Here is a 15432-nt window from a genome sequence, read left to right on the forward strand (position 1 = left end):
CAACGACAAATTTAAGAATAATTCGGAGTCGGCGGACGATAGTGAGTCATATCGATCGATCGGAACCAAGCGATTGTTTTGGTCAGCCCTTCTTCCAAACTAATGGTGGGTTCCCAGCCTAAGTGTTTTCGAGCGAGCGTGATATCTGGTTGTCGTCGAGTGGGATCGTCGGATGGAAGTGGCCGTTTCACAAGTGGGCTTTTCGACCCAGTCATCGCAATAACTTTATCAGCGAGCTCGCGTATCGTGAACTCGCCGGGATTTCCAATGTTAACGGGGCCAATAAAGTCATCGGGTCCATTCATTAATCGCAGAAAGCCGTCAACCAAGTCATCGCGGTAACAGAACGACCGAGTCTGCTCCCCTTCACCGAAAATTGTGATTGGCTGATTCGTAATCGCTTGACGAATAAAGGTCGAGACCACGCGACCATCATAAGGATGCATCCGAGGTCCAAACGTATTGAAGATACGAACGATTCGAATATTCACGTTATTGGAGCGATAGTAATCCATGAAGAGTGTCTCTGCGACGCGTTTGCCTTCGTCGTAGCAAGAACGAATGCCGATTGGGTTGACGTTGCCCCAATAGCTTTCAACCTGCGGATGCACTTGGGGATCGCCGTAGATCTCGCTGGTACTGGCAAGCATGATCTTTGCGCGACAACGTTTTGCCATCCCGAGCATATTGATAGAACCCAGTATGGACGTCTTCATCGTCTTGATCGGGTTATACTGATAGTGTCCAGGAGCTGCAGGGCACGCGAGATGGTAAATTTGGTCGACTTCCAAGAATATTGGAAGCGTCACATCGTGCCGAATGAGCTCAAAGTTTCGATGATCGAGCAGATGTTCGACATTCGATTTTTGACTGGTAAAGAAATTGTCCAGGCAGATCACATCATGCCCCTGCTCAATCAGTCGCTCGCAAAGATGGGAACCTAGAAAACCCGCTCCACCCGTTACAAGTACTCGCTCTATTCGTCCCACAAGAACCTCAATTATGAAGCAACACTAGAACTATCGCAAAGAGCCCGATTGTCCCAGATCCATCGCAACAAAAAAGGTCCTATTGTTTCGAACGACGTAAAATCTCGTATTCGTACTCTTCTTGAAATCGTTGTTGTTCAGCACCCAGTTAAGTGCTTTCCAATCAGGAGTTTGCCAGCTCAATATACCGACTATCGTGTCGCCTTTGGCAATCTTCTGTCGAGCTGCAGGCGAACCTGGTCGCACTTCAACAACTTTCAAGCCGCCTTGATATTCTTCCGCCGTTGTACGAACCTGATCTGCGTCAACTTCCTTCAGCCGAACACCCAACTGTGTCCACGCCAGTTCTGTTTCAGCGATCGCTGCTCGTTGCGACTCTTGGGAAGAGGGTTCCAATAGAAGCGATGTTTGGAGTGTTGTTCCGTTGCGTTCTACTACCAAGCTGACACGATCATCAGCCCTTCGGTCAATCCTGGCTAATTCAAGCGCCAATCGCGGTGGCGCTTTTGTCCCATCGACGGAAACCAAGAAGTCTCCTGTCTGCAAAGGTACATCGGACTGGAATGGGTGAACAGCATCCTCTCTGCGGGTGGAAGTCAACTGGACTTCGGAAGTCGGCGCCCGTTGTATTTGCCAGTGAAGGCCTTTGCTGTCGACTACCCGAATTAAATTCACACCATGCGTTGGAGCGTTCGGATTCTGTGCAGCAATCAAGTCTGCCATAACGTCGATCGCTTGATCTATTGGAATAGCGAAACCAATTCCTTGAGCACCCACACGGACGGCAACGTTGATCCCAACGACTTCGCCATTAATATTCAGCAGTGGGCCGCCAGAATTTCCCGGATTAATGTCGGCGTTAGTTTGGATCAAATCTCGATATTGCTGTGATCCATTCACTGGGACATCGCGATGTAATGCAGAGATGACGCCTACGGTAACCGTGTTTTGGTAACCAAATGGATTGCCAATCGCTACGACTGTTTCGCCACGCAACAGGTCATGGCTAGTGCCAAATGGGATCACTGGTAGCGGTTTTTTGGACTCGATCTTGATCATTGCCAAATCAGTATCAAGATCATAGTTCAACAGTTTAGCGATTTCGGTTTCACCGTCGGCTAGCGTGACTTCTATACGCGGAACGTCTTGAACGACATGCAAATTTGTGATGATGTAACCGCGGGGATCAATAATGACCCCAGTACCCATCCCGCTGACTTCTTGCTTGACCGTTCCGGACCCAGCTACCGTAGAAATCGTCTTATTGCCTTGAATGTTGACGACGGCTGCTTCCGCATTTGCAATCGCTCGTACGATCGGTGTCTTGCGGCTTGTGGTAGGCGAATCGTCGTTGGTTGCAATCGGTTGGATAGCCAGCAATTCAGCGCGATCCTGAATGGCTTGTGGTTCAACCGCCCAGGTCTCTGCACTACTAATGCAATTTGTCGAAACTATTGCTGCGATAGCAAATCCCAACGAATGCACATATCGAAGCCGATTGACGCGTCCATGGTCGCTGATATAGTTCATGCGTTCTGAGTCTTCGGAGGGCTAGTCGGACCATGCAGTTTGGAGTTATTACCAAACAGCAACGCTATCGACTCATTGAATCGGTTCTAAACGACTAGCCGCATGACCTCCCGAACTCGATCGGGAATAAACGCCCTGGCTTACCAAGTCTTCCAAGTCTACCAGGCCTATGGAGGCGGAGTTATTTGACGCATGAGTTTAGCTGCGATTCCGTGGCAAACGCGCCGTGCGCATGCGTGCGTTTAGCTAGCTGACTAAGGAGCGAGACCATCGCAGCATTCTAGAATCGCGATTCTCGGGCGCTGCAAAATTACCGTCGCTGCCTCGATTCTACCGCTCGCGAACCTCCCGTCCGCAGTCGGCTTACTTATAGAAAACGCTTGTCTAGTCCGACCAAACACGCGTCGATCGTATGATGGCTAACTCGTGCCTTACTTTTCACGCAGTGCTAACTGCGGTTTGAGATGCGTGCTCATTCAACAGCTGCTCTTCTTGCTGCGGTTCAATGGCGTAAACTTCCATGCTCTGCAAAGTAGCTGCTCCCCAGATTGTTGCAAACGCAGTATCGGCCGCGTCACGACCGGTGCCGATCCGAACCAAGCCAGCAGGAGGTGCAAGTCGAGTTGGGTCAAACAGGAACCAACGGTCACCCAGGTACGCTTCGAAAAAGCCATGAAAATCTGGTGGCTCTAACCGGCAGGCATACCCAGAAACATAACGAGCGGGAACACCCAGAGCCCGGCAAAAGGCAATCGCCAAATGTGCAAAATCGCGGCAAACACCTTGTCTCTGTAACAGCACGTCGCAAGCTGTCGTCTGCGCATTGGTCGTACCGCCGCGATATTCGAGATGATTGCAAATCCAATCGCAGATGCTGTTGATTCGATCAAAGTTGGCTGGCAGATTGCCGAACTGAGCAAAGGCATAGTTCGCGAGTCGATCTGATTCGCAGTAGCGACTCGGATTCAAATAGGTTAGCACATCAGCTGGCAAATTCGCATAGTCGATCTGCTCGATCTGCGGCGTGTCTTCAGTTACAGGTTGCAAGCTCGCTGTCGCCTTGTACTCGATTTGGATCTCTCCCGGCTGAGCGGATAGGCGATGAAATCGGTTCTGAGCCAACCCGACTTGGCACGCCGTAATCGGCAGGTTCGGATTCACTGTCAGTGACTCCTGTAAAACCTCTTGATGGGACGTCGCTGCGATAGAGATATTGAGTAGAAAGACGGTTGGGCTATTTATCTGATAGTTTAATCTCGAACCGACAACGATTGGTTGCATAATTTTATAGGCTTAGGTAGAAGAAAATAGGAGCGGCTGGAGCCACTGGTCGGGCATTGAAAGCAAACACTGTGCCATAGCGTTGTACCAGTGATCAGTGACACCTTTTAAGTCAGCCGAACTGTAACGCCCTTGCACGAACTCCGTGGCGTTTGATCGCATAATTGCAACATCGATCGGATAGTCAACGTCTGTTACGCTTGAAGCCGTCATATCGAAAGCCAACAACGCAAGCGCTGTGGCTTGATTGAGCGGCCGATTGATATCCAAATACCGATCCATGATGGGACGACCATACGGCGTCCTGCCGATCATGAAATAAGGCGAGTCGTCATTGATTTCAATCCAGTTGCCTTCAGGATAGATCAGGAAAAGGCTGGGGCCGGTGTCTTCTGACAATCTTCCGCCCACAATCGCATGCAGGTTAAAAGCAAACCCTCCTTGTTGCAACGCGTCCCCATCTTCATTGCGTACACGCCGCAGTTGCTCACCTAACAAATTCACGACTTCGTAAAGTCGGGTGAATGAGTCTTCGGACTTTGCCATCGCTTCTTCACCGTAGATCAACATCTTGTCACGAACGCTTCGCAGTCCGCTGGTCATGGTAAAAAACGAACCATTCGGCGCCAGATGCAGGGCGAGCTTGGCTTTGCTCAGCCGCTCGCCCCCCTTCACGATCCGCGTGTCGGCTAGCGCCACGATTCCTTCTTTGACGCGCACGGCGATACAAAATGTCATTCTATTCTTCGCTATTCGATGAAGTTCAACTTAGGCAGTTAGCAGATGATCTGCCAAGTGAGTGACTTCGTTATAGCGAACGACATTCCATTGTCCACCAACAAGTTCTACTTGCGTTACAGAAGTGTTCCAGGGAATTTCAACTTCCCACGGTTGATTATGAGTCGCACGCGGTGCAGAGTCCTTTGACTTTATGTTGGCGTTCATGAGAGCCGACAGCAACGTTTGCTTGAAATCAGCATGAATAACCATGGCGTGCCACGCTGGATTCGCTGCCTCAAGGCCTTGATTAGGCGAAACAAGCAGACGCTGACTCATCCAGTTCACAACATCATTCGATCTCTGTACAAGCAGCTCGTGACTTTCAACTGGCCTCCCAAAATGCCAGCCTTGGTCAGTGATGGCCTCGTCGATTTCCCAGCCTTCAAACTTTTGAAGAATAGCTAGTCGTCCTAATCCAGGTTCCGAAACGAGGCTTCCTTCGACGTGCCCACTGTAGCAACCTTTGGCTTCAAAAAGTTGACTATGCACAAAAGGCCGCAAACGGTTGAGCTTGGCAATCGCCGCCGTTGTCTCAAGAGATCGCAAAAAACCGCTGCAGTACAAATGTGCGATGGGCCAATTTGCAAGATATTCTGCCAGGTGCTGAGCCTGCTTATGGCCTACGTCCGTCAATCCTGGGTCGCAGACTCGCAAGTGCTCCGGTAGAGCGTTGTTGGCAGATTGCGCGTGGCGAATGATAAGAAATCGTCCCTGAATCTGCGCAGCCTCTGGTGCTTTCTTTAACCTATCCGACGTCATGCAACACTCATCAAACTATCATTCACCAGTATTCCCGGAGCCGTTGGAACTATACCGTCGAAATGGGTCAGCAATCGAATCCCACAGCCGCCACTCTAAAAAGAGGAGCATGTAAGGACCGACATATAGCATGAATTGGCCGCCATAAAGCGCCACCGGCTCGGAAACGAAACCGGCCAATGACATAAACAAGACGTAAATCATGCCCATGTTCACGACCAGAGCAAGGCAGCTCACGACCGTGGTCAGCAATATGTAAGAAGCAAGACGCCAGCCAGCTCCCCAGGATTGCGACGAAGTCATCGTAGTATTTGATGCCATGATTTGCTGCCAGCTTTTATTCGTACGGAGGAGTTGGAGCGATGGGGCGACAACCAGCGTTTCAGCCAGAGGTTTCATGTCAATTGACTGGCAAAAGCCAGATGTGCACCGCCGAATCGTTCTACTGCTCTATCAAATACTGTACCGAGATCAGCGTCAAGCGAGTCTGTGTAAGAATTTGGTTAACATCGTATCCAGCCTCGCATCAACTCTGAGAATAGGGGTCGGTTCGAGCGTGCTTCCTTAGAGGCGAAGCAGAATTCTGATCGATTCTTGAGCATTCCAGCCGCCCAAGTGTCATCAAGCTTGCCTAAACCGCCTTCCCTGTATTGGCTTGCCAATCGTGAAAATCGATGCAACCCATCCAGTTTTACGTTGCTGGCCCCAGGCTGTTTTCGAATCCAACGCAGTTCTAATTATTCGTGGGCTACAGTTCTCATGGCTCCAGTTTCCCTGCTGGCCAACGACCTTCCTTCCACGCATCCTCGATTAACCGCTATACCGCTGGAAAACTCTGCTTCGCCACACCTCATTCAGCCAGTCTTGAGCAACCAACTCGCCTCGAGCAATCGCTTTTGAACAGTGTAAGAGTTATTCCGGCTTTGGAAGCAAACAGCATGTCTATCGCCCAAGTCCGCGAAAACGTCCAAGACAAAATGATCGCCATCGTAGTCCCCGTCGACGCCAGTACGATCGCGACACCACGCACCATCAATGACATCCGTTCCGTAATGCGAACGACGCGTGCACCCTGGAAAATTGTTTTAGTTCGAAATGGTCCGATCAAACGACACTTGGGTGAGTATCTGGACGCCATCTGCTTCAGTGAGGCAAGCATCCATTGCGTAAATCTTGCCGCTCCTGTTTCAAACCGACTCGCCATCCAAGCGGGCTTGGAAGCAGTGGAAGCCGATGCTTATATCACGATTGCGGCTGACGGCAGCGAAGACCCTCGCACTATTACGGAGTTCCTTCGCAAATGGCGTAAAGGCTCCGACTGCGTTCTAGCCGTTCGAGATACAGAAGCGGAAAGGTCGCGATACCGTCAAGCACTCCGGGCTGGCTACCGTATGGTCGGCCGCCGCTGCTCGGTGCCTGTCGTCTACAATGCAGCCAACTTTTGTTTGATGGATCAAAAGGTAGTCAGCGCCCTTCGTACCCAGCCGTGCGATAATCGAACTCTCGCGCAACAGACTGCCAGGCTTGGCTTTCGGCGTTCAATCGTTGGCATGGAACGCACTTGGCACCGCCCTCCATCTTTGAAACTCCGAGCCCAGAATCATTTCAATACTTTGCGCGAAGCATTGCTTTCGCATTCCCGGACACCCGTCCGCGGACTTTACCTATCAGCCCTCTCGGTCATTGCATTTGCGGCTATCGGAATCACTTCTTCAGCGGTTGCTCTGCTTTCAGGTGCATCGGCCGCGACCGTTACGGCTTATCTGGCAATGACCATTGTGAGCTCAATTTGCCCACTCGCCATTGGGATGGTGGTGCTTGGTGAATACCTCTACCGTCTCGTACAAGCCGGCCCATCAGCACAACAATTTTCTGTCGTTGAGTCTGTCGTCAAGCCTTGTGTCGTCAGACGGAAATCTGCACAGGAGGACTTCAACGAGTCGAGCATCCTGAGTGAACTCAACTCCTTGCGACTTGAAGTCAAACTGCCGCAACGCACGAACACCCCACCGGTCTTAGAAGACGCGACGAATCTGTAGATGAATTGGACACCCGCAAAAGTTGCTGGAGCATTAAGGGATGAACATTTTTTGCCCCTGGAGCTCTCAACGGCAATCACTAGACATACTCATGGTGAATCGGCGGAAGTCGCATGTTACGAATTTCCTCAATTTGACAGATGTTGGTCGATCTTGACGCATGTTGATGAGGGAAACTAAGCAAAACGCAAAGCAGAACGAGTAAATGGACTGTAGTTCGGGAAGAGAATGCAGAAAACAGTCTTGGAAACTTCTGGCTTGCTGCTGGTCAAGGTGAAACCTTTGCTCTTGTCGTCGTTGAGTCGAAATGAGTTTAGGAAACGCGATCAATTTAAAAATGCGCGACTTAATTCAAAGGACGTTTTGCCATCAGACGGCCAGCCCATCTCCAGCCAATTAGTAGCGGCCCGACGATCAGTAAGAGCCTGAATAAAGTCAGGAGGATTTTGTCGGGCTCGTATGGCGTACTACCTGGAGGTAGGTCAAGTGCTCCACCCCACGGGCCGACCATCAGCATGAAAAAGACGTAGACAATCCCCAGGATGCCAAAGGCAGCTGGTACTGCTAACAAAACAGTGAGCACCAAGCGAATTGCTAGTCGAGTATACAGGGGCGAACTCCTCGTTTTAAACGACCGAAAGAATCTATGTTTGTCCTGGGGGGTTGGACCAGTCAAGAGAGCTTACTTGCCCAACAAACTGCTTTCCAATGACGCGTTAAGCGTAATCGTGTGACCGAATTAAGCTGTGAACTATTCTTCACGATAGGGTTCCAACAACGCGAGCGTACCAAGTCCGTAGAAGGTGTATTCCACGTCTTTGGCGGGATCCAATGCAAAGCCTGCAAACCCGCCGCCCTCTCTTTCCATCGATTGCGCATAGTCCCACGCAGATCGCAAGTCAGCCTCCTCCAACCCATCCAAATCCCATAACGTTACGAGTGCTGTAAATGTGCTGAGCAGGTCATCGACTGGCATCCGAGTGTTTGCCGCAAATCCGCCATCATCAGTCTGCATGTCTAACATGAAGCTGATTGCAGAGCGTCGTATGTCGTCGGTCAATGCGCCAACGCTACTGAGCGCTTCAACGGCAGCGGCCGTCGGGTTCGTTCCCGACCGTTTCGCAACGCGAACCTCCAAGAAGCCTCCATCAGATTGCCGCTGGCCTAACAAGAAATTGACGCAGGGATCGTCTGATGGTACTGTTTCCCCTAACAACTCGCGGCACAGAATTACGAGAAAGGTCTGGTAGGAACTGCCAAGCAAACTGTCGGGGGATTTTGCAAAACCACCATCATCGCGTCGTAGCGTTTCAAAGAATCTAATAACTCGTTGACGCCAATCTGCAGCAAAATCGGCAAATGGATCGATGTCGGTTGAAGCTTCAATTAGCTGACCGCCATAGATCAATGAGATCAGATCAACGATGCTCTGCGAGCGTGACAGTGAAGATTGCAGGAACGACGTAGCCCGTCTAGCTACTTCGCCTTCCAATGCGCCCGTGATCGCCAGGCTTCGCAACGCGAACCCCGTGTAATAGAGGTCGCTAGAACCTTCGCGGCCCGACCAGCCGCCGTCTGTATTTTGCTGTTGCAGCAGGTAACTCGTATGTCGACTGGTCAGCCCTTCGGGTAGCAATGCCGCGCCTGCGGTGAGTTGCAGCGTCAGTCTTTGAAGATACGTAAGCTTTTCCAAAACGGTGAACTCAATCAAGGATGATTAGGCTGCACGCGAAGTGGACTCCGGAAGCTCGACCCTGCTAAACACACCTTGATTCACTTCATAGGTGACGTCCGCCAGTTCAAGCAACGCCTCGCGGTGCGTGATGATGATCATTGTACGTCGTCCACGATGTTCTCGTAATGACTGACGGATCAATCGTTCACTATGCATGTCAATTTGTGAAGTACACTCGTCCAAAATCAAAATTTCTGGGTTTCGCAAGAGAGCGCGGGCCAGTGAAATTCGCTGCCGTTGCCCACCGGATAAGCGGTGACCGCTGTGGCCAACGCGAGTTCCATAGCCATCCGGAAGCATTTCAATGAACTCGTGCGCATGGGCTGCGCGAGCAGCGTCCAGTGCCTCTTCTTCCGTCGCGTTAGGGGATCCGTACATGATGTTGTACAGGATCGTGCTGTTGAAGAGCTCGGTTTGTTGAGTTACAAGCGCCAGTCGATTACGAAGATCGCTAACCTTCATATCTTTCAGATCTACGCCATCCAGCGTTAGATTCCCGGATTGTGGGTCGTAGAACCTGCATAGCAGGTTGATCATAGTCGACTTGCCACTTCCATTCGCACCGACAATGGCGACCGTCGAGCCAAATGGAATTTCCAAACTTACCGAATGTAAGATCACGTGATCCGCTCGATAGCCGAACGAGACATTATTCAGTCGCAAAGTACTGTGGGGGGAGGCAATTGTTTTTGCATCAGCTGCGTCAACAATTTTGTCTTGACGATCCAGAACGCCGTAGATCGCATCCGCTGCAATACTGCCGGTGTAGATGCTCGAATAGATGCCGCTGAGTCGTCGGAGTGGATCGCTCGTGCCAATTAAGAACCCGAAGAATGTCAAGAGTGCTTGCACCGTCATCGGTTCGGTCGACACAGTGATGCCGAAAATGGCTGTCTTCTGTTGAAGCACGAGATAGGAACCACATACGATCGTCATGCACAGCATGCCCAAGCCAAGGAACTCAATTACGGGTTTAGCCAGGGCTGTGAAAAACGTTAGTCGCAGACCGAATGATCGCATTAGGCGAATCGATTCGTCAAAGCGAGCTGATTCTGTCGGTTCCATGCTGTAGGCTTGTACGGTCTGCATGTTGTTGAGCGATTCCAGCATGACTTCATGAAAAAGCGTGGCTTGACCGAGGATTCTGCGCGAAATTGATTTGAGTCGTCGCGTGATCCAGACCAGCATGAATCCGATAAATGGTGCTACAACGACACTCATCAACAAGAGTCGCCAGTTGATGATTGCTGCGCCGACGACACACGTAATAATCTTCAAAGGCTCACGAATCGCTGCTCCCAACACGTTGACCAAGCCGCCAGAAAGCCCTTCCGAGGTCTGTGTAATGTGCGCCGAAAATCCGCTGATGCCAAGCTGCGAGTAGGAAGCTCTATCCATAAACAAAGCTTTGGAGAAGAGCTTGGATCGCAAGTTTCGCGTTACATCGATGGCAACTCGCGCTACCAGTAGCTCATTGGCAATCATGAAAACGTGCTTGATGACGGTCGTGATCATGAGGATCCCAACAATGGCTACGATGGTGCGAAAGGGGCTTTTCGGAACCCATTTTTCGACTTTAGGCTTAATCTTTTCATAGTACGATTTCGTTGCGAGAGCACTATCGCGTTTTAGTTCGCGAGACTGCTTTTGTAGCTCGAACTCCCGTTGCTCCAGTCGCCCTTCGTCAAGTTCTTTTTGCAACGCGGCAATTTCGTTGGTGAAATGAGCTGCAGTTGCATCGTTGGCTGTGATTTGTTCATCGACCCACTGCTGAACCGATTTGTCTTCAAGCACGACTTGTAAAATCGGGTAAAAGGCCGCAATGTTTCCTGACCAAAGAATGGCGATGATAATCGAACAACCAGAAGCAGCGAGCAATGATGGCCATTGTTTCGTCGCATCTTTAAGAGCACGTCGGAAGTTATGCATTACGTTTTACTCGAGAATCTAAATAAGTTACCAAGTGTCTTTAAAACTTGTTCGTCTACAAAAGGCTTCATTGGGTGTTAGGCTGCACGGCTAATGCCGATTGGAATGCTGTTGCCCGTATGAGAGCTCTCTAACATCTGAAGCAGCTGAGTTGAACCCCAGTGTGAAAAATCTATGCGACGATAAAATCTCCATGGCTCAGCTCCGAAGAAACTTTTTATCAAAATCGAAGACTGCAAAAAGCGAAAGTAGTCGTCGAATCGCCGATGCTTGCGTCCATAGATAACGACTTGGCTCGGGTTCAAGTATAGTCGTTCATGACCGTTGGCAATCAGTGAGCGATGGAAGCCCACGTGTTCGATGTCTTCTCCCTCGTACTTGCCACTGCTAAAGGCTGGATAGGAGTAGATGCCCAACCCACCAAAACAAGACGAGATAGGCTTTAATTGTTCGCCACGCCGAAAGTGTATCGAGTTAACTTCGCTAGTTGCAATGGCTGTCATCTGCGCATCAACGCGATAGGCCCAGGCGTCATAGTGTGCCAAGTGATTGCTGCGAAGTCCAAGACGCTTGTAGATCATGCCGTTCGAGCCAACGAAATCCCAGTTGTCGTGACCGAAGGTATTGGCGATGCCATCAGGACTCCAGCCACCAATCAAGTCTGTGTCCAACAACACGACAAAATCAGATTGCGGAAGCGTATCGACGATGTACTGGTGTACGCAGCCGCGATAATAAGCCATCCAACGTGCCCGCGAACTGCAGCGTACGGGGCGGTTGACGGGGGCTTCCAGCGTTTCGCTCAACAAGTGAACTTTGGGATTTACCGACCGCCAACTTTCTAACAACTCACGCGTGTGGTCGCTCGAATCATTCTCATAGATGACGACACTGTAATCGCGAAACGTCTTACCGAGCGATTCGATTCGAAGAATCGTCGCAGGCAAAATATGTGCAACATTCCGAGCAAGTCCGGCGATGACAACGGACGCATTCCGCATGCGATCGTAACCATCTTGCACGCGCCGATGATACATCTGCGATGCCGAATCGGCAGGGGGAAACCGACTTTCGTCGAACTGTACAAAGTCAAAAATGTTCATTTATGCAATTAGGGTTCAAAGTAGCATCGCTGTCGGCAGTAATCGGGCTGCGAACAAAGCGGGCTACGAAGCGAAGCCACAATTGCAAAAATCGGCGTCTGAAGCAACGTCGCTTTCAACTCATTCCAAGTTTCAAATGACGTTAATAGGTCGCATCTACTTAGACGTGCCCTCAGAGACGGAGCCAGAATAGTGAAACCGCAAAGTAAAGCTTTTCACTTGCGAAACGCCGCAGATGTCCGCCAATGTCCCGAAGACGCTAGAACCGGACATACTTGATTGGAGAATGCTAGCGTTTGCTATTTAGTTGATGCCTGCCGCCATGGCTTGCTGAGTTTGAATTAGCCGGCGGTACAATTCTTGACTTCGTTGGAAAAGATTGCTGAGCTCGGATTTCATCTCTCCAACCTGACCGTCAAGCCCTTGCAGTTCGCTTCTGACGACAGCAAGCTCCTTCTCAAGTTGGGCTAGGTCTGCGTTGAGCTTCTGCCTTTCAGCTTGCTTGGCAACGATTTGATCCTGCCCTTTCTTTTCGGTTTCTTGTGTTCGTGTGATTTCACGTTGCGTCAACTCAATTTCTTGAATCGCACGATTAATACGAAGTTGGGTTTGTTTGAAAAGGTAAGCATAATCGTTCAACGGGCGGACGTAGATCTCCGCCAGCAGTTGGGCTTTCCCTTCCCCAATCAAATCGTCTGCCGTTTCGCTTGGAAACACAACCTCATCATCCCGTCGGAATTCGACCGTGCTCTTTGACGGATCGTCTTCACCAGTTGCTCTTTTGAGTCTGGCATCGACCGTTCGACCGCTAAGATCAAAATAACCACCTTCCAATGCATTTCGATTTTCCGTGCTGTCCACCGTAATCGAATGCTCTTGCAGGAATTTGATCCTTGTCCAAATCGCTTCCGGAGGAGTGCCCTCGGGAGATCGCTGGCCATCCAGCACGTAGGACCGCAGAATGGCAGCGTTAATCGCTTCCTCTGGCGTCATTTCACTGGTCGCCTTTTCGAGCAATTCTACGGGGATATTTAATAGCGAACCAATGACAGCTGGATCCATTCGGCCGAAAATCTCGTCTTCCGTTCTTTCGCTGTTTGGTTCGGCAAATGCGCGGTGGTCATCGAGCGGCATTAATTCGTAGATAGACCAGCGAGGGAACTGCGCGTTTTGAAGTGCTTGAGTTTGTGAGACCGTCAAGTTGATCGTCGGACGCAGCTTGGCCGTTCCCCCCTGGCTTTCTGCTACGAAGAACTCACCCAAATAAAAGAGCGGTACGACGCGGTTATTCTGATCGACGCCTTCACCGAAAACATAAACGATCATTTCGGGCGTTAAGTTATCAGCTGTCACATTCGCAGCTGCCGGCGCTGGGTCTGCCCCCAAAGCGGACGGTGCGACTGAAGCTGCAGCGGGCGGCAATGAAACGCTTGCAATACCATTGCTGAAGGCCTGAGGTGCCACTCCACGCCAAACTCGACCACGGTCTAAATTCAGCCGGCCAAGTTCGCTCAATAGCGGCAGTAGATTTGAAGTATCTGCCGTCGGTGTGGTCAGATTTCCGAACTTAATCTGCTCAAGCTGATCTGTCAAATTCACATTTGCAGCTTTCGCCTTCGCATAACGCTGGATGTCTGTAACGCGAAATTGGTGGACTTTTGCCGTTGTGATCGTGAAGGTCACAACGCAAATGAACAGCAGAACGAACAGGATGGTGTGTAGTACGCCTAGCGCCGCGAAATCCTTAACCACAAAGAAAATGGTCAGAATAAAGGCGACAAACACCAACACGAGGAAGAGGATCGAGCTTAATTCCATAGGTGCTGATTCGTCAGTGCAGGCGGAACGGATTAGGGCAAAATCAGTCGGATAAAATTCAGACCTTTGATTCTAGTTCCCAAAGAGCCCGATTTCGATAGTAAAATTTGGCTTTTGATCACCCAAATATAGTCACTTACGGCTAGGATCGCCGCATTCTGTCCTTCTAGGGTAAGGAATCGGTCGATTTTGCCAAATATATCAGCCGAATTGGATGCGTCGTGGTCGGCCCTGACCTTAATGATGTCAGCGGTCGATCGTCAACAAACCATACATTACTAATCGGTACTAGGAATCCTGTTACCGTATCTTTCCCAACGTCGAGTCGCTCAAAATGTTCAAACCACGGCGTGTGACCTTACAATCGAACTAAAATCGCTAAAATCGTTGCTCGTCAATCACTTACATCGCACGAAACTGCTCTGTTAAGCAGCGAATGCATGCATTTTTCCTAATTCAATTCTGCCTGAACTTGCAGGCATGCGAGCAATCCCATGGAACGTAGTATCCGGGACACCTTACCGACCCTCACAGAATCCATCGTCAATTCCTATCACACGGACGATCGCCTAAATCATCTCAACGACTGCCCGCTGCCTAAGTATGAAGTCGTTGTATCGATTCTTGAGGATTTCAAAGACGTCCTCTACCCTGGATTTCGGCGACGGGAAGGCCTGCATCTTGGCAACGTTCGTTACCATGTCGGGAACTTAGTGGAGTCGTTGCATGACAAGCTGACTTCGCAAATTGCGAGGGCTTTGTTGCATCAGGATCGAGTCAAAGGCAAGCCGGACGACTGCAAAGACGCTAAATACTATCATCAGCAGGGCTCCGAGATTGCCATTCAAATCATCGAAGGCATTCCCTCGCTACGAGCTATCCTACAAACCGATGTGAAAGCCGCATATGAAGGTGACCCGGCTGTTACCGATCCTGACGAGATCATCTTCTGCTACCCGGGACTCGAGGCGATCACGGTATATCGAATTGCCAACCTGCTCTTGCGAGCAAATGTTCCATTTGTGCCCCGTATGATGACCGAATGGGCTCATAAGCAAACGGGAATTGATATTCACCCGGGCGCAACCATTGGCCACTATTTCTTTATCGATCACGGGACAGGGGTCGTTATTGGTGAAACGTGTGAGATTGGTGATTGGGTGAAGGTTTACCAAGGAGTTACTTTAGGCGCTTTGTCGTTTGCAACCGATGCCGACGGCGCGCTGATTCGCGGCACAAAGCGTCATCCAACGATTGAGGATCGCGTCGTAATTTATGCGAATGCAACGATATTGGGCGGACGGACAGTCATCGGTCACGACAGCGTCATTGGTTCGAGCGTTTGGATAACGAGCACCGTTGAGCCGCGAACGACTGTCGTATTGGAAAAACCACGTTTAAGAATTCGAAGCGAGCAACGCGAGGAACTACCGGTCGAGACAGATTTTCAGATCTAGTCGAATCGCTGC

At 50.4% G+C, this 15432-nt stretch carries 13 protein-coding genes; 2 read left to right on the plus strand and 11 right to left on the minus strand.

From position 1 onward, the window contains the following. Nucleotides 1-11: 11 nt before the first annotated feature. The 6 genes from SH451x_RS03245 to SH451x_RS03270 all read right to left on the minus strand — a co-directional run bounded on the left by SH451x_RS03245 (nt 12) and on the right by SH451x_RS03270 (nt 5660). A complete protein-coding gene (locus SH451x_RS03245; RefSeq protein WP_479360937.1) occupies nt 12-989 on the minus strand; it encodes a UDP-glucuronic acid decarboxylase family protein in 978 nt (325 codons plus the stop codon). A gap of 30 nt (nt 990-1019) precedes the next feature. Beyond that, nucleotides 1020-2519, minus strand: coding sequence for a trypsin-like peptidase domain-containing protein (locus tag SH451x_RS03250; protein ID WP_479360938.1), 1500 nt, complete (start codon nt 2517-2519; stop codon nt 1020-1022). 438 nt (nt 2520-2957) lie between these two features. Continuing rightward, a complete protein-coding gene (locus tag SH451x_RS03255; RefSeq protein WP_479360939.1) occupies nt 2958-3800 on the minus strand; it encodes a transglutaminase-like domain-containing protein in 843 nt (280 codons plus the stop codon). A gap of 12 nt (nt 3801-3812) precedes the next feature. Beyond that, the gene (locus SH451x_RS03260; protein ID WP_479360940.1) at nt 3813-4538 is read right to left on the minus strand and encodes a proteasome-type protease; all 726 of its coding nucleotides are present in this window, start codon (nt 4536-4538) and stop codon (nt 3813-3815) included. A 30-nt stretch (nt 4539-4568) separates the two neighbouring features. Further along, nucleotides 4569-5339, minus strand: coding sequence for a histidine phosphatase family protein (locus SH451x_RS03265; protein WP_479360941.1), 771 nt, complete (start codon nt 5337-5339; stop codon nt 4569-4571). 18 nt (nt 5340-5357) lie between these two features. Beyond that, on the minus strand, nt 5358-5660 hold the full coding sequence (locus tag SH451x_RS03270) for a hypothetical protein (protein WP_479360942.1): 303 nt from the start codon (nt 5658-5660) through the stop codon (nt 5358-5360). Nucleotides 5661-6277: 617 nt separating this feature from the next. Between SH451x_RS03270 and SH451x_RS03275 the strand changes: the two genes are divergently transcribed. Continuing rightward, on the plus strand, nt 6278-7378 hold the full coding sequence (locus tag SH451x_RS03275) for a glycosyltransferase (RefSeq protein ID WP_479360943.1): 1101 nt from the start codon (nt 6278-6280) through the stop codon (nt 7376-7378). Nucleotides 7379-7724: 346 nt separating this feature from the next. Here SH451x_RS03275 and SH451x_RS03280 read toward each other — a convergent pair whose 3' ends face one another. From SH451x_RS03280 to SH451x_RS03300, 5 genes are all read right to left on the minus strand, one after another. Next, on the minus strand, nt 7725-7961 hold the full coding sequence (locus tag SH451x_RS03280) for a hypothetical protein (protein ID WP_479360944.1): 237 nt from the start codon (nt 7959-7961) through the stop codon (nt 7725-7727). 168 nt (nt 7962-8129) lie between these two features. Beyond that, entirely contained in the window at nt 8130-9071 is a 942-nt protein-coding gene (locus SH451x_RS03285; RefSeq protein ID WP_479360945.1) for a prenyltransferase/squalene oxidase repeat-containing protein, read from the minus strand. Between the two features lie 24 nt (nt 9072-9095). Further along, nucleotides 9096-11042, minus strand: coding sequence for an ABC transporter ATP-binding protein (locus SH451x_RS03290; RefSeq protein ID WP_479360946.1), 1947 nt, complete (start codon nt 11040-11042; stop codon nt 9096-9098). A 77-nt stretch (nt 11043-11119) separates the two neighbouring features. Continuing rightward, nucleotides 11120-12145: a glycosyltransferase family 2 protein gene (locus SH451x_RS03295; RefSeq protein WP_479360947.1), complete on the minus strand. Its 1026-nt coding sequence runs from the start codon at nt 12143-12145 to the stop codon at nt 11120-11122. Nucleotides 12146-12448: 303 nt separating this feature from the next. Continuing rightward, the gene (locus SH451x_RS03300) at nt 12449-13963 is read right to left on the minus strand and encodes a hypothetical protein (RefSeq protein ID WP_479360948.1); all 1515 of its coding nucleotides are present in this window, start codon (nt 13961-13963) and stop codon (nt 12449-12451) included. A 494-nt stretch (nt 13964-14457) separates the two neighbouring features. Here SH451x_RS03300 and SH451x_RS03305 point away from each other — a divergent pair, with 494 nt between their 5' ends. After that, complete coding sequence (locus SH451x_RS03305; RefSeq protein ID WP_479360949.1) at nt 14458-15420, plus strand: serine O-acetyltransferase; 963 nt, start codon at nt 14458-14460, stop codon at nt 15418-15420. Nucleotides 15421-15432 lie beyond the last annotated feature (12 nt).

It is taken from the genome of Njordella aestuarii (assembly GCF_056494165.1).